The sequence below is a fragment of the Bacteroides sp. D1 genome, from assembly GCF_000157095.2.
Classification (GTDB): Bacteria; Bacteroidota; Bacteroidia; order Bacteroidales; family Bacteroidaceae; genus Bacteroides; species Bacteroides xylanisolvens.
This window is the reverse complement of record NZ_JH114350.1, coordinates 875,675-891,012: the sequence shown is the minus strand read 5'-3', so window position 1 is coordinate 891,012 and position 15,338 is coordinate 875,675. Positions and strand designations below refer to the sequence as shown.

Genomic DNA, 15,338 nt, shown 5'->3' with positions numbered 1-15,338 from the left:
CGTATGAAAACGATTACTGAAGCAATATCGAAACAAAGTTCAAACAGAAGATTAGCCGATTTCCTCTTTATTCTATGGGCAGGTGGAGCAGCCCTTCTTTCTTACTCACTGGTTTATACATTGCGCAAACCTTTCACAGCTGCTACTTTTGACGGGATAGAAGCATTCGGCTTTGATTATAAAGTACTGGTTACTATCATTCAGATAGCAGGTTATCTGATAGCCAAGTTTATAGGTATCAAGTTGATTTCCGAATTGAAGAGAGAGAATCGCCTGAAGTTTATACTCGTTTCCATTGCCGTAGCGGAATTGTCATTGGTTGCGTTCGGAGCACTTCCCACTCCTTATAATATGTTTGCCATGTTCTTCAATGGATTGTCATTGGGCTGTATGTGGGGAGTTATTTTCAGTTTTATCGAAGGTCGCCGCACTACGGATATTTTGGCCAGTCTTTTAGGAATCAGTATTGTTATCAGTTCGGGAACGGCAAAATCCATCGGATTGTTCGTTATGAATACATTGAACGTCAGCGAATTTTGGATGCCGGCACTTATCGGTGCTTTTGCACTTCCTTTATTGGCTCTTTTGGGATATAGCTTAACCCGTTTGCCACAACCTACGGCACAAGATATAGAACAAAAGAGTAGTCGTGTAACTCTGAATGGCAAGCAACGGAAAGAACTGTTCATCGACTTTATGCCATTTCTTGTATTATTGTTTGTAGCTAACCTAATGTTGGTAGTGCTTAGAGATATTAAGGAAGATTTCCTGGTGAAGATTATTGATATGAACGGACAGTCCTCATGGATGTTTGCGCAGGTAGATACAGTCGTTACATTAATAATTCTGGCGTTATTCGGAGCGATGGTCTTTGTGAAAAGTAACATAAAAGTTTTGGTTGCCCTGCTGGGATTGGTCGTACTTGGGACAGCCACCATGAGTTTTATATCTTTCAATTATGATTCTCTGCAATTGGATGCAATCACCTGGCTGTTTGTCCAAAGTCTCTGTCTGTATATTGCCTACCTCTGTTTTCAAAGCATTTTTTTCGACCGCTTCATCGCTTGTTTCAAGATAAAAGGAAATGTCGGTTTCTTCATTGTGACCATTGATTTTATCGGATATACGGGAACTGTACTTGTCTTGATGTTCAAAGAATTTGCCCATGTAGACATAAACTGGTTGGAATTTTATAATATATTATCCGGTTACGTAGGACTGATCTGTACGGTTGCTTTCACCTGCTCCATGATTTACCTGATACAGCGCTATAAAAAAGAGAAACAGCTGAAGAAAGCGAAAGAAGCCGAAATGAGCAACGGGATAAAATTTACGGGAGAAGGTATGGAGCCAACTACTTTTTCACAAATTTGATAAAAGGTGGACGATGAAAATAATAGGACTATATTTGAAATTCTCCTTCCTTCTATCTCTAATACTAACGACTTCCCGGATAACGGCACAGAATCTGCCCGATGGCATACAATATAAAATCACCGGGCGTCTATTAATGGATGGAGGAGTGTATCTGAAGAATCCGAATAACTTTGGCAACGGCACGGAATTTAATGACCTTCGCATCGGTGTAAAAGCTACCTATCAGAACTGGGGAATGAAACTGGAAATGGGATATGCCGGAAACAAAGTAGCCATCAAAGATGCTTTTGCCACCTATTCCTATAAGAATAGTTCCATTCAGATAGGACAATTCTATGAGCCATTCAGTCTCGATATGATTTGTAGTACATTTGATCTTCGCTTCAACCAATCTCCGGGAGCTGTGCTGGCATTGACAAATAGCCGACGTATGGGAGTAGCCTATTCCTATCGTACCCAATATTACTATCTGTGTGGCGGATTCTTTACCGATAATGATTTGAGCAACCTGAAAAACGCATCGCAAGGATATGCCATTGACGGACGTTTGGTTTACCGTCCACTTTATGAGCAAGCGAAACTGATACATATAGGATTAGCAGCTATCCATCGTACACCGGACGGCACGCTTCCCGAAGATGAGAACAGGAATACGTTTACTTATAAATCTCCGGGCGTGAGCACGATTGATAATCGTACATTAATACAAGCAGATGTAGATCATGCAGCATCCCAATTTAAAATAGGAACCGAACTGCTAATTTACTATCATAAATTCTTTCTTCAGGGTGAATACATCCGCGCCCATGTAAAACGGGAAAAGGGTTTTGAGAACTATACGGCACAAGGAGCTTATCTGCAATGTTCCTGGCTATTGTTGGGACAGAATTATCTGTATGACGAAGAAGTAGCCTGTCCCGGAAGACCGGAAGGAAAAGCACTTGAACTATGTGCCCGTTTCAATTATCTCTCTCTGAATGATGCCGGAATAAAAGGCGGAACACAGAAAGACCTCTCCTTCGGATTGAATTACTATATCAATAAACACATTGCTGTCAAATTGAATTATAGCTACTTCATCCCCGGCTCGCATATCAAAGAGATCGAAAGCACAAACTTTAGTGTAGTACAGGGACGTTTTCAATTCATATTCTAGTACTTGGCAGTTCCGTTCGAATAAAGCTATAATAAAGAATAGGAAGGTGTATTGTATACTAGTTTTACTAAATGTTTCAAAGACATATCGAGAGCACTGCCGACTCAATATGCAGAACCGTATGTAAAAAGTAAAAAATAAGAAGACAGAAAAAACTGGAATGTTCTAGGTAAATCTCCTTTATTGTTCGTAATAGACAATAAAGGAGATTTTTTGCATTGGTTATTTTTTCTATAGTTTCTGTTACCAGTTTGCCAACCTGGGTGGAATAGAAAGTATAGTTTTAGAAAGAACTTCAATAAACAGAATAATTAAAATATAACATAGTTTAGTGATATGAATATAGTAGGAGTTTTATCAGGTAAAAGAAAATGTTTGTTAGCAATAGCTATTGCATTTTCGACATTCGGGAATGCCCAATTAGTAACCTATCCGGAAGGATTGAACACTGGTATGCCACATAATGATGATTATACAGTCAAAGTACGTGAAGCAGGCGGTGAATGGAAAGATGTATTCGAATATGAAGTCCAAGTAGATATGGATCGGGTACAATCTGCTTCAATGGTACAGTTTGATATAGGCAGTCCCGTAGAAGTGATGGTGAAAAAGAACAATGGCACCATTCAGGATGTGAAAATCCGTCCGTTAGCAATAGGTATACAACATACGGTAAACCACAATGCTATCTTTTTTACACTCACTAGACCTCAATGCCTGTCGATTGAGTTTAACGGTGATCGTTTGCATAATCTTCATTTGTTTGCTAATCCTTTGGAAACAGAAACTTATACTGAAAGCAGTGACAAAGTAATGTATTTCGGACCGGGTGTCCATCGTCCGAAAGATTTGCCGAACACACAGATACAGATTCCTTCCAATACTACTGTTTATTTAGCTCCCGGAGCTGTTGTAAAAGCTAAATTATTGATTGACAAAGCTGAAAATGTACGCATTGTCGGGCGTGGTATTCTCGACCATCCGATCCGTGGAATAGAAGTTACTCATTCTAAAAATATATGGATTGACGGTATTACAGTTATAAATCCAGATCACTATACAGTATTTGGTGGTGAGTCTACAGGGTTGACCATCAATAATTTAAAGTCTTTTAGTTGTAAAGGATGGAGTGATGGCATAGATCTGATGTGTTGCAGTGACGTATTAATAGACAATGTTTTTATGCGGAACAGTGATGATTGTATTGCCATCTATGCCCATCGCTGGAACTATTACGGAGGAAGTCGTAACGTGACTTTACAGAATTCAATCCTTTGGGCGGATATTGCTCATCCGATCAACATTGGAGGACACGGTAACCCGGACGATAAGGCTGGAGAGATTCTTGAGAATATAACTGTCCGTAATGTCGATATTCTGGAACATGATGAAGATGATCTTCTTTATCAGGGCTGTATGGCAGTGGATTGCGGTGATAAAAACTTGGTACGCAAGGCATTATTTGAGGATATCCGTGTAGAGAATATCCAGGAGGGAAGATTGTTTCATATTAATGTTCGTTTCAATTCAAAGTATGATAAGCAACCCGGCCGGGGAATTGAAGATATTATTTTTCGGAATATCATTTATAATGGAGTAGGGGAGAATCCATCTCTATTGAAAGGGTTTGATAAAGAACGTTCCGTCAAGAATATCATCTTCGATAATGTGATTATCAACGGCATGAAGATGAAAAATATAGATGATTTTATCACGAATGAATACATAAAGAATATCACAGTCAAATAGCATAATCTGGTATATGAAGTATGAATGGAAAAATCTCTTTGTATTAGGTGCAAACTTCTTTTCTTCTAATATCAAACTTTCTTTAGGTTAAACATAAACTATAAATGCAAGTTTCATTTATATAATTAGAACTTGCAATTATATAAATGAAACTTTCGTTTTTATAATCAAAGCTTGCAATTATAGATTTCTATTAGATAAGAGTAACTTTAGTATTAGAAGGAAAGAACTTTGCAATAGGAAGATAATAACTTATCTATTAATAGATGAGAGCAAAGCTGCACTGGAATCAGAATTAAGGAGTCTGGAAGAGAACCATGAGTATAAATACAAGAGTTTTATTCCCGGGTTTATGCTAATCAAAGTAAATGTTTCATTCACTTTGAACTCCTTTTTATTACTAAATACTATCTTTGCTTATCACTTGTATAAAAAACGAATCGCACTATGATTAACAAAATTATATGGATTATTGGGATTGTATGGATTGGGAATATTCAAAATGGAGTGCAAGCGCAACGACGTAACTTTATCCATCCCGGAATCACCTATACCCAAGGTGATTTAGACCGGATGAAAGCTATGGTCAAGGCGAAACATGAGCCTTATTATTCTACTTTTCTGAAATTAAAGGAATCTCCCTATTCTTCACTCAATACGCAAGTTATCAATCGGGGAAAACAAATCAGAGAAGGACGTTTTAATGCTACTATCGGAGTAGATGGCAGGCGGGCACATGACTTAGCATTGCTTTGGCATCTGACGGGCGATGAGGCTTATGCCCGTAAAGCGGTCGAATATCTGAATGCTAATTCTTATTATACCAATACAAGTAGTCGTGGAACAGGACCATTAGATAACGGAAAGATTTACCTTTTAATTGATGCCGCCGAATTAATGCGTGATTATTCCGGTTGGAAAGTAGAAGGCCAGCAACGTTTTAAAAATATGTTGGTCTATCCTGGATATAGCAATACGGAAGATTTCTCTTCCAAATATGCAAATTACTGGGATGATTCAAAGAACGGAGTTACATTCTATTGGAATATTTTTAATTTCGATGCCGCAAGGTTTGGTAATCAAGGACTTTTCGCTGCTCGTGGAATGATGGCAATGGGGATTTACTTAGATAACGAAGTAATGTATGACCGTGCTTACCGTTATTTATTGGGAATGAAGCATCGACCGGATGATTTACCTTATCCTTCAGGACCGACGGTCACTAGCAAAGAACCGATTAAGAAATCACCAACCATGCTTGATTATAAATTGGAAGGAAGAGAAAACAAGATTTCAGATTATGGATACGATGAACAGCTACAGTATTATATCTATCCAAACGGTCAATGTCAGGAGTCGAGTCGCGACCAGGGACATGTATTGGCAGGTATCCACAATTATGTAGCTATCGCAGAAATGGCATGGAATCAGGGAGATTCTTTGTATAATTGTCTCAATAACCGTTTGCTTCTTGGTTTGGAATGGAACTATCGTTATAACCTCTCTAAAGTCCAGACCTATGAAGAGCAAAAAGAGCCTTGGGAACCGACAAGTTATAGTAAGAATTCAAATGAAGTTACCTTTGAGAACGGAAAATTTCTCCAGATAAAAAGCCGTAGTGGACGTTGGGAATCCGTAGCCGTATCTCCTCACGGACGTGGAGACGTAGCAGGTAGTGGCGGAACTCGTGAAATGGCATTGGCGCATTATGCAGTACGTGCTGGATTGCCGGAGAACAACTATACCTGGTTGAAACGTTACCGTGATTATATGATAGAACATCACGGTTGCGAAAACTGGGGGATAGCACCCAACTGGTTTTATGAATGGACTGACTGGGGAACATTGACCAAGCGATTGACTCCCTGGATGGCAGGCGATCCCGTTTCTTTCTCTACGGGAAAGCGTGTATCAGGAATTCATTTGCTACCTAGTGAAATATCGGCTGCCGATTACGATTATTATTGTCTTGCGGAAGATCCCGAAGGGCATACCTATCACAATGTAGGAAAGAAACGTGGCAACGAATACAGACCTGACGGAGCAGTAGAGCTACGAAAAGAAGAAGATAATTACGTCGTTACCCAAATAGAAGATGGAGAATGGATGAATTATACTGTAAGTATTCCTACCGATGGAGATTATACCGTTTATCTTGTTTATCAATCAAAAGGAAATTCTTTATTGTCCGTAGCTTCTGATTCAGAAGTAAAGACAGAACCCATGCAATTACCCAGTTCTATACAATGGACGGAAAGAGAAATAGGAAAACTCACTCTTCCCGCAGGAGCTTGTGTACTTCGTTTACAGATAGAGCAAGCCGGAGATAAACTCGAAATTCAGAAAATAATAGTAAAGTAGGATAAGGGGATTTGATTCTTCGTTCGTACTTAATAATAGTACTACAAAAAAAGATGGCCATGAAAATTCGAATATGTTTGTTAATCATACTAATGGGATTATTGTATCCGGGTTATATTAGCTCGCAAGAATCCCCTTATGTATTCCGCCAGATTGGAGTTGTCGAAGGATTACCGGATAACTATGTAAAAAGCGTTTTCCCCATTCCCGACGGACGTATCGGTGTGCGAAGTACTGTGTTATTAAGCCTGTATGATGGTGCGAACTATTCAAATTTCCCTTTCAATATTCATGGCGAATATTCGATAGCATATAACCATATTATTCCCGAACAATATATTGATGCCGACAAACGTTTGTGGATGAAAGAACGCAAGAGCCTACGCGTCTTCGATTTGACTACCGAACAGTACATCTATAACGTAGATTCTTTATTTCAACAATTCGGCTTAAAGGATAAAGTGGCGGACCTGATTATTGATTCAGAGAAACATTGTTGGTTTCTGACGCCGGGTTCCTCTGTCTATATGTACGATGCAGAGACAAAATCAATCGAACAGGTTTGTAGGAATGATGAGTTTATGGAATACTATGGAGGATTACTCGGAGTAGAAAGTCATGGAAAATACAGTTGGATGGTTCATCAGAAAGGGGCTATCCGTTGCTACGATTTAGAAAAGAAACGTTTCGTGCATCAACTTGATTTCCTGAAAGACCAACTGAAACCGGATGACCGTGTGGTTTTGAAGATACTCGATAATGGTGACTTTTGGTTGATGTGGGATCGTGGAGTAGGCTATTATGATGTCTATAATAAAAAATGGAACCAAATTTCAGGTATCCAACTCGGACACTATTCATGGTTTACTTCTATGGATGTGGATAAAGGTGGAAATGCATGGGTAGGAACCGTTATCGATGGATTCTATGTCATTGATATGCACAATTTCTCTGTAACCCGGACACTGGATATTCCTTTATTATCAGGTAATACAGTACGAAACGGTATTCAAAGCATCTATTGCGACCGGGAAAATAATTCCGTTTGGATAGGACTTTATAATCAGGGAATGTGTTATTATCATCCCAGCATGAATAAAATAGTGCTGTACAATAAGAAGATGATAAATGGCGACTGGAAAGGAGAGGAAATCCGCTGTATGCTCGAAACATCTAAAGGAGAAATTCTGATGGGTACTACGCAGGGTGTCTATCGCTATGAACCGGAGACTAAAAGCATGAACAGATTCTATCATGAATTCAGTCAGAAGAATTGCCGTGTACTTTATGAGGACAGCAAGAAGCGTGTTTGGGTCGGAACATACCACGATGGGCTCTACTGCATAGATCATGGAAAGGTACAATCTTACGATTATCCCGATACGGATTATCAGAATGAATTGGATTTCAGTAATATCCGTGTCATGGTCGAAGATTCTTCCGGTCGATTGTGGGTAAGTATATATGGTGGTGTAGGATTATTCAATCCTGAAAACGGGCAAATAAACTTATTGTCCGAACAGTTTCCTGAACTCAAAAAATATAAAGTAGCGAATGCATTGGCCATAGATAATCAATCCCGGTTGGTCGTAGGCAGTGATAACGGACTCTACATTTACGATCCTGCAACGAATAAAATATGGATACCGGAGGAAGACGGCCAGGCTAATTCTATTTTCAATCAGGGAAGTATCAAGTATAATCAGATACTCAAAGACCATGAGGGAACTTTATGGTTTGCTACACAATATGGCTTGAGCGTTTTGACTTACAATGGGCAAAGCTACACATTAGGGAAAGAAGAAGGTCTGTCTAAAGCTATCCTGAACGTAGTGGAAGATAAGAACCATGATATATGGATTTCGACAGTCACTTCTATTTATAAGATAAAAGTAGACAGAAGAGCAGATAAATACAGCTTTCATGTAATCAGCTGTCTGTCGGAAGATGAAATCCGTCAGGATGATTTATATAGTTTCCCTTCGTTAATGACCAGGGACAATCAGCTTTTCCTGGGGCTGATGAACGGCTTTATTGCTTTCTCACCAGAAAACATGATAGATAATCAGTGCCTCAATCGTCCTCTGTTTACCTCATTCCGCTTGTTTAATGTTCCGGTTGTTTCGGGCGAAATATATAACGGACGTGTCTTATTTGATAAAGCATTAAGTTATTCGGACGAAGTACAATTAAAATATGATGAGAACTATATCACACTTGAGTTTTCTGGTCTGAACTTCCCTAATCCTTCTCAAACCTCTTTCCGTTACCAACTGGAAGGATTTGACAAAGAATGGACGGAAACCCTTTTTGAGAATGGACAAGGACGTGTGGTCTATAATAATCTCCCTTCGGGCGAATACATCTTCCGTGTGTCCGCTGCCGGAAACGACCGGATATGGGGACCGGAGTCTGCATTCAAAATTGTAATTCATCCCCCATTCTGGGATACACTGGCCGCTCGTATTTTCTATGCAATTTTAGTTATTCTCTTAATCTTCGGGCTGATCTACGTAATAAACCGCCGCAACCGGCAGAAGATGATTCGTATGCAAGAAGAGGAAGCGTTGAAGCAGAAAGAAGAACTGGATCAGATGAAATTCCGCTTCTTCACAAATATAAGCCATGAACTCCGCACTCCGCTGACATTGATTATCACGCCATTAGACATGGTGATACGTCGATTGACAGACGATGCGATGAAAAAGCAACTGAATACCATCTATAAGAATGCTCAAAACCTATTGTCATTGGTGAATCAGCTACTCGATTTCCGCAAACTGGAAATGAAAGGAGAGAGGTTGCATCTGATGAACGGCGATATGGAGGAATTTATTGTTTCTGCCTATAACAACTTCATGCCAATGGCAGTAGAGAAGCACCTTAACTTTGTGAACCAATCTGAACATAGAGCGCTTTATATGTTCTTCGACCGGGATAAGGTACATAAGATTATGAATAATCTCTTGTCCAACGCCTTCAAATATACACCGCAGGGAGGCACAGTGAACTTACAGCTCGCGACAGAAGAGATAGAAGAAAGAAACTACGTGAGAATATCCGTATCTGATACTGGAATCGGAATATCCGAATCAGACCTTCCTTATATCTTTGACCGTTTCTATCAGGTAGGAAATGAAGGGGACGAAAAAATAGGCAGTGGCATCGGACTTCATTTGGTAAGGGAATATGTAAATATACATGGTGGCCGTATTAAAGTGGACAGTCAGATAGATCGTGGATCAGTATTCACCGTTTGGTTGCCGATGGACCTGAAACCGGAACCGAACGAACTGCCGGAAGAAATCATCGGAACGGAAACACCAGACATTAAAGAGAAAGAAACCACTACATCTACAGTCGATGATAACCTGAAGAAACTGTTGTTAGTGGAGGACAATCAGGAATTCCGTACTTTCCTGAAAGAACAGTTAGAAGATTTTTATCAAATCATTGAAGCGGCAGACGGCGGGGAAGGAGAGCGAAAAGCGATAGAGGAAAATCCGAACCTGATTATCAGCGATATTATGATGCCGAAAGTAGACGGTATCGAACTTTGCCGTCGGATCAAGACGAACGTGCAGACCTCCCATATACCTGTGATATTATTGACAGCCCGTACTGCCGATGATATCAAGATTAACAGCTATGAAGTAGGAGCAGACTCTTATATGTCGAAACCTTTCAACTTTGATATGCTGATGGTACGCATTGAAAAGCTGATAGAGCAGCAGGAAAAGAGAAAACAGGAATTCCGTAAAAACATAGAAGTAAATCCGAGTGCTATCACCATTACTTCAGTAGACGAACAGCTCATACAGAAGTGTCTGGAATACATAGAAAAGAACATGGACAATCCGGAATATGGCGTAGAAGAATTGAGTGGCGATTTGGGTATGGTGCGTATGAGCCTTTACCGCAAGCTGCAATCCATCACCGGACACACACCGACAGACTTTATTCGCAGCATCCGTTTGAAACGGGCGGCACAATTATTACAAGGAAGTCAGTTGCCGATTGTTGAAATAGCGAACCGGGTAGGATTCAGTTCACCCAGCTATTTCTCGAAGTGTTTTAGAGAAATGTTCGGGATGCTTCCCAAGCAATATGCCGAGGAATCGGGAAGAAAAGAATGACATTGTGTTTGTGTTTGTAGTTTAATTATTACATTTGCGCTCAATAAGTGAGATAATTGTAAGATCTTGTTCACATTGGAGCAGAAAAAGTTTTATTTTATAATATATGTTGATATGAAAGTATTAGTTTTAATTTCATTGGTAGGAGGTTTGATGTTATCTTCTTGCGGAGGTAGCAGTTCAAAAAATAATGCAAATGTTAAGGAGGTAAATCCTGCAGATACCATCTATTTGGGAGACTTACGTGAAAAATTTGCAAATGATAGTGTTTTCTTTAAAATAGTGGCACCGGATTTGATGTTGATGGATTATCAGTATCTTTGGGCAGTAACAGAATCGGAAGCAGTAGAGAAAGGACTGACAAAAGAATACTATAAACGTGTGAAGAAAGAAATCAGCGATACGAATGAAGCGATCAAAAGAGGTGTGATGAAAGGTGCGAACGTAAAACGTATACCGGATTTCCAGGCATCACAGGAAAATAAATAATGAATCCTTCCGGATGAAAGCTTTCATCCATGCAAATATAAGAACAGGGGAGTCGTCAAATGTAACGACATCCCCTTTTTTATTGGTGTAACGGTTAGATTTATCCCGATGAAATGGGAAGTTTTTGCAAAAATACACGCTTGTTACGATAGTTTTGTTATCTGTTACTTTTGTGGTATTTGAATTTGAAACTTGTTCCTACTTTTGTATCATCGTTAAACGGATAAATTTAATGCCATGAATAAACAGCAAGCTACATTTGACGACTTCTTCTCTGAATGCTATCTTAAATATAAGGAGTATATCAAGAACTATATCGCTATCCGCATTTGCCATCCGCATGAAGCGGAAGATTTGGCACAGGATGTCTTTGTCCGCTTATGGGAACACAGGGCATTCGTGAACAAAGATACAGTCTGGTCTTTGCTTTTTACCATCGCTCGCAATATAGTAACCGATAAAATCCGTCGTTATTATAAACAGGAAGATTTCGTCGCCTACATATATAATAGGATGGAAGACACCAGTCGGAATACCACAGAAGATACCATTCATTTTCGTGAACTAAAGAAGATGCATGACCAGGTTATGGAAGCTCTTCCTGTTAAACGCCGTCAGATTTATGAACTTAGTTTCAATCATGAACTCTCTTGTCCTGCCATTGCAGGAAAGCTGTCCTTATCTCCCCGTACAGTAGAATGTCAATTATTACTGGCTCGTAAAACGGTTCGTACTTATTTGAAAAATGAATTCTCCAAAGTCGGTTAAATACCAGATTCGGAAAAACACATATTAACTTTAACAATTTAATAGTATTATGGAAATTAAATCCAAATTCTTATGTTCAAAAGGAGTCGCATTGGCTTTCGCCATGCTGCTGGGTGGTTCGCCCGGTGTATTGCTCTATGCAAATGATTCTGTAGAAGAGAGTTTGATGGTAGTCCAGACGGGCCGCATCATCAAAGGACTTGTGACAGATGCGAATGGTGAACCACTGATTGGTTGTAATGTAGTGGTCATAGGAAGCAATGCAGGAGTAATTACCGATATTGACGGTCGGTTTACGCTGAATATTCCTGCTGATGCCAAACAGATAAAAGTTAGCTATATCGGATATGTAGATCAGATTATTAACCTTCATGGCCGCTCTGATTTTAAAGTGGTATTAAAGGAAGATAATAATGCACTGGACGAGGTTGTTGTAGTGGGTTATGGCACGCAGAAAAAAGCGACGTTGACAGGGGCGGTAGAACAAATTGGTAGCCAGGTATTGGAAAGTCGTGCCATTACCAATGTCGGTGCTGCTCTGCAAGGAGCCACTCCGGGTTTGGTAGTCACTCGTTCTTCCTCACGTCCGGGTAATGAAGGTTTAAATTTCCAGATTCGTGGTCTGACATCTGTCAATGGCGGTAGTCCGTTGATTATTGTGGATGGAGTACCCGTATTGAATTCAGAGTCATTCCAAAATCTAAACTCGGATGATATTGAGAATATTAGTGTATTGAAAGACGGTTCAGCTTCCATTTATGGGGCGAAAGCAGCTAATGGCGTTATCTTGGTTACTACCAAAAAAGGTAAAGGCAAGACAACGGTTGATTATGGCTTCAATATGCGTTTCACTACCAATGGTATTATGGCTTTCTCTCCCAGTATGCAGGAATATGCTTCCATGTGGCTGGAAGCCAATAAAGAAATGCCGGAACATGACTGGTGGGGCTGGGGAGAAGAAAACCTGAAGAAGATGGCTCAAGGCATTGAAGGTATTTATGAGTCGACTGTAGCCGATTGGGGTACGATGTTCGTTGGTAATGCCAATCGCCTGGATGAATTGTTTGCCCGCCGTTATTCTTACCAGCATAACTTGAGTGTAGCAGGTTCTACGGATAAATCCGATTACCGCATTTCATTAGCTTATGCTGATAACCAGGCTAATCTGGCTACAGCCTATGACGGACAGAAACAGTTGAACTTGCGCTTAAACTACGGCATCAAATTGACTGATTGGTTCAAACTGGAGACTTTAGCCAGTATGATTAAAACAAATACCGAAACACCCACACATGGTATCGACCGTACACTTTACGGAAACGATGCTCCGTTTTTCCCGGCAAAAAATCCCTATGGACAATGGTACGCTAACTTCGGTAATGTAGGTGATCGCAATGCGGCAGCAGCTACAACGGATGGTGGACGTGACGAGAGAGAGAAGTTGACTACTCGTGTCGATTTTAAAGCATTGGTGGATATTTGGAAAGGAATCACTTTCGAGGGTACTGCTTCATTTCAAAATGAGGAATATCGCAGAGAACGCTATTCGCTTCCGGTACAGTGTTACAATTGGTTCGGCGAGCAGACGGCGAAGTTAGTATATGAAACAACACAAACCCTTAGTACTCCGCAAGATGTGCTGAATTTTAAAGATTCCCATCAGCCGGGATATTTGGTACAGGCAAATAATGCCCGGTATCAGTACTATTCAGGGTTATTGAAATATAAGCGTACATTTGCCGAAGTACATAATATAGATGCTATGTTCGGCATCAATGCCGAGAAATGGGTGACTAAGAAAGTTGTTACCGCCCGTGAGAAGTTTGAGGATGCCGGAATTTACGATTTGAATTTGGCTACGGGTACACAGGGTAACGGTGGAGGAAAGACTCATAATGGTACCTATTCATATATTGCCCGTTTGAATTATAACTATGCGGAAAAATATATGGTTGAATTGATGGGGCGTCGTGACGGAAATTCCAAGTTTGCTCCCGGTTATCGTTTTAAGAGCTTCGGTTCCGTTTCTTTGGGCTGGGCGTTCTCGGAAGAACAATTTGTAGAATTTCTAAAGCCAGTTCTTTCTTTTGGTAAGCTGCGTTTAAGTTATGGTAGCTCAGGTAATGATGTTGGGCTGGGCGATTACGATTATGTATCTACTGTTTCTCTTGGGACGGCCGGTTTTGGAACTATACCTGCCAACCAGGTATCTTCAGGTTTTGGCGGTTTAATTTCTTATGACCGTACTTGGGAGAAAGTTTCACAAAAAAACTTCGGTATCGATCTTAACTTTTTCGATAATCGTTTGAAAGCTACATTCGATTATTTTATAAAAGATAATACCGGTATGTTGGTGAATGTCACCTATCCGGGCGTATTAGGAGGTAAATCTCCTAAAACGAATAGTGGTCATTTGAATGTAAAAGGTTGGGAATTCACTATTGGATGGCGCGATCAGATTAAAGACTTTTCTTACTATGCCAACTTTAATATTGGTGATACAAAGAGTCTGTTGAAAGAGATGGAAGGAGCAGATTCTTATGGGGCTGGTTGGAATGCAGCTGTGAATGGGTATCCATTGAATTCGTACTTCCTTTATCGCACAGATGGTTACTTTAAAGATCAGGCAGAAGTAGACCGCTATTATGCACTCTATGGAGAGGGTAAAGAAGATTTGACTGGTGTAGGAGCAGGAAGTGCAAGCCGGTTGCGTCCGGGTGATACCAAACGTTTGGATTTGAATGGTGATTATAAGATTTCCGGTGCAGGGAATGAGAATAGCGATTTGCAATATCTTGGTGACTCCAATCCACATTTTGTTTTCGGTTTCACATTGGGAGGAGCATGGAAAGGTTTTGATGTGAACGCGATGTTCCAAGGTGTCGGCAAGCAGTATGTTATCCGTAATGACTGGATGGCTTATCCTTTTCAAACACGTACTGCCAATCAGAACCCGACATATTTGGGAAAAACATGGACAGAGAGCAATCCGAATGCGGAATTTCCTCGTCTGACTACTAATGCGAATCTTGCACGCTGGAATTATCAGAATAACGACTTTATGATGCAGAATAACCGCTATATCCGTTTGAAAACATTAATAGTCGGCTACACATTGCCGCAGATATGGACTCGCAAAGTAAAACTGGAAAAAGTACGTGTTTATTTCTCTGGTAATGATTTATGGGAAGCTACCAGTATTCGAGACGGTTTCGACCCGGAAATGGGAGCAGCCTCCAACAACAGTGGATACCCGTTTGCACGTACTTGGTCGTTCGGTCTGAACATCACTTTATAGTAGC

8 protein-coding genes are annotated in these 15,338 nt (G+C 40.2%); all 8 read left to right on the top strand.

Translation table 11 applies throughout. The features are described 5' to 3' along the window. Window positions 1–3: 3 nt before the first annotated feature. The 8 genes from BSAG_RS01485 to BSAG_RS01520 all read left to right on the top strand — a co-directional run bounded on the left by BSAG_RS01485 (window position 4) and on the right by BSAG_RS01520 (window position 15,334). Complete coding sequence (locus BSAG_RS01485) at window positions 4–1,374, top strand: DUF5690 family protein (protein ID WP_004316051.1); 1,371 nt, start codon at window positions 4–6, stop codon at window positions 1,372–1,374. 13 nt (window positions 1,375–1,387) lie between these two features. Further along, window positions 1,388–2,533 carry an OprO/OprP family phosphate-selective porin gene (locus tag BSAG_RS01490; RefSeq protein WP_004302334.1) on the top strand — a complete coding sequence of 382 codons (1,146 nt, stop codon included), beginning with the start codon at window positions 1,388–1,390 and terminating at the stop codon, window positions 2,531–2,533. 336 nt (window positions 2,534–2,869) lie between these two features. Then, window positions 2,870–4,282 (top strand): glycosyl hydrolase family 28 protein, encoded by a 1,413-nt coding sequence (locus tag BSAG_RS01495; RefSeq protein ID WP_004325484.1) that lies wholly within the window; start codon window positions 2,870–2,872, stop codon window positions 4,280–4,282. Between the two features lie 447 nt (window positions 4,283–4,729). After that, window positions 4,730–6,643 carry an alginate lyase family protein gene (locus tag BSAG_RS01500; RefSeq protein WP_004316050.1) on the top strand — a complete coding sequence of 638 codons (1,914 nt, stop codon included), beginning with the start codon at window positions 4,730–4,732 and terminating at the stop codon, window positions 6,641–6,643. A 59-nt stretch (window positions 6,644–6,702) separates the two neighbouring features. Next, the gene (locus BSAG_RS01505; protein WP_008770871.1) at window positions 6,703–10,779 is read left to right on the top strand and encodes a hybrid sensor histidine kinase/response regulator transcription factor; all 4,077 of its coding nucleotides are present in this window, start codon (window positions 6,703–6,705) and stop codon (window positions 10,777–10,779) included. A 114-nt stretch (window positions 10,780–10,893) separates the two neighbouring features. Then, window positions 10,894–11,268 carry a hypothetical protein gene (locus BSAG_RS01510; RefSeq protein ID WP_008770872.1) on the top strand — a complete coding sequence of 125 codons (375 nt, stop codon included), beginning with the start codon at window positions 10,894–10,896 and terminating at the stop codon, window positions 11,266–11,268. A gap of 237 nt (window positions 11,269–11,505) precedes the next feature. Next, window positions 11,506–12,036, top strand: a complete 531-nt coding sequence (locus tag BSAG_RS01515) for a sigma-70 family RNA polymerase sigma factor (protein WP_004302348.1) — start codon at window positions 11,506–11,508, stop codon at window positions 12,034–12,036. A gap of 49 nt (window positions 12,037–12,085) precedes the next feature. Beyond that, window positions 12,086–15,334 (top strand): SusC/RagA family TonB-linked outer membrane protein, encoded by a 3,249-nt coding sequence (locus tag BSAG_RS01520; protein WP_004316048.1) that lies wholly within the window; start codon window positions 12,086–12,088, stop codon window positions 15,332–15,334. The last annotated feature ends 4 nt before the right edge of the window (window positions 15,335–15,338 follow it).

What these genes read in the sequence shown, in the direction of transcription:
- BSAG_RS01520 (WP_004316048.1), top strand. Translation starts at nt 12,086, where the DNA reads ATGGAAATTAAATCCAAATTCTTATGTTCAAAAGGAGTCGCATTGGCT.
- BSAG_RS01495 (WP_004325484.1), top strand. Translation starts at nt 2,870, where the DNA reads ATGAATATAGTAGGAGTTTTATCAGGTAAAAGAAAATGTTTGTTAGCA.
- BSAG_RS01515 (WP_004302348.1), top strand. Translation starts at nt 11,506, where the DNA reads ATGAATAAACAGCAAGCTACATTTGACGACTTCTTCTCTGAATGCTAT.
- BSAG_RS01510 (WP_008770872.1), top strand. Translation starts at nt 10,894, where the DNA reads ATGAAAGTATTAGTTTTAATTTCATTGGTAGGAGGTTTGATGTTATCT.
- BSAG_RS01485 (WP_004316051.1), top strand. Translation starts at nt 4, where the DNA reads ATGAAAACGATTACTGAAGCAATATCGAAACAAAGTTCAAACAGAAGA.
- BSAG_RS01500 (WP_004316050.1), top strand. Translation starts at nt 4,730, where the DNA reads ATGATTAACAAAATTATATGGATTATTGGGATTGTATGGATTGGGAAT.
- BSAG_RS01490 (WP_004302334.1), top strand. Translation starts at nt 1,388, where the DNA reads ATGAAAATAATAGGACTATATTTGAAATTCTCCTTCCTTCTATCTCTA.
- BSAG_RS01505 (WP_008770871.1), top strand. Translation starts at nt 6,703, where the DNA reads ATGAAAATTCGAATATGTTTGTTAATCATACTAATGGGATTATTGTAT.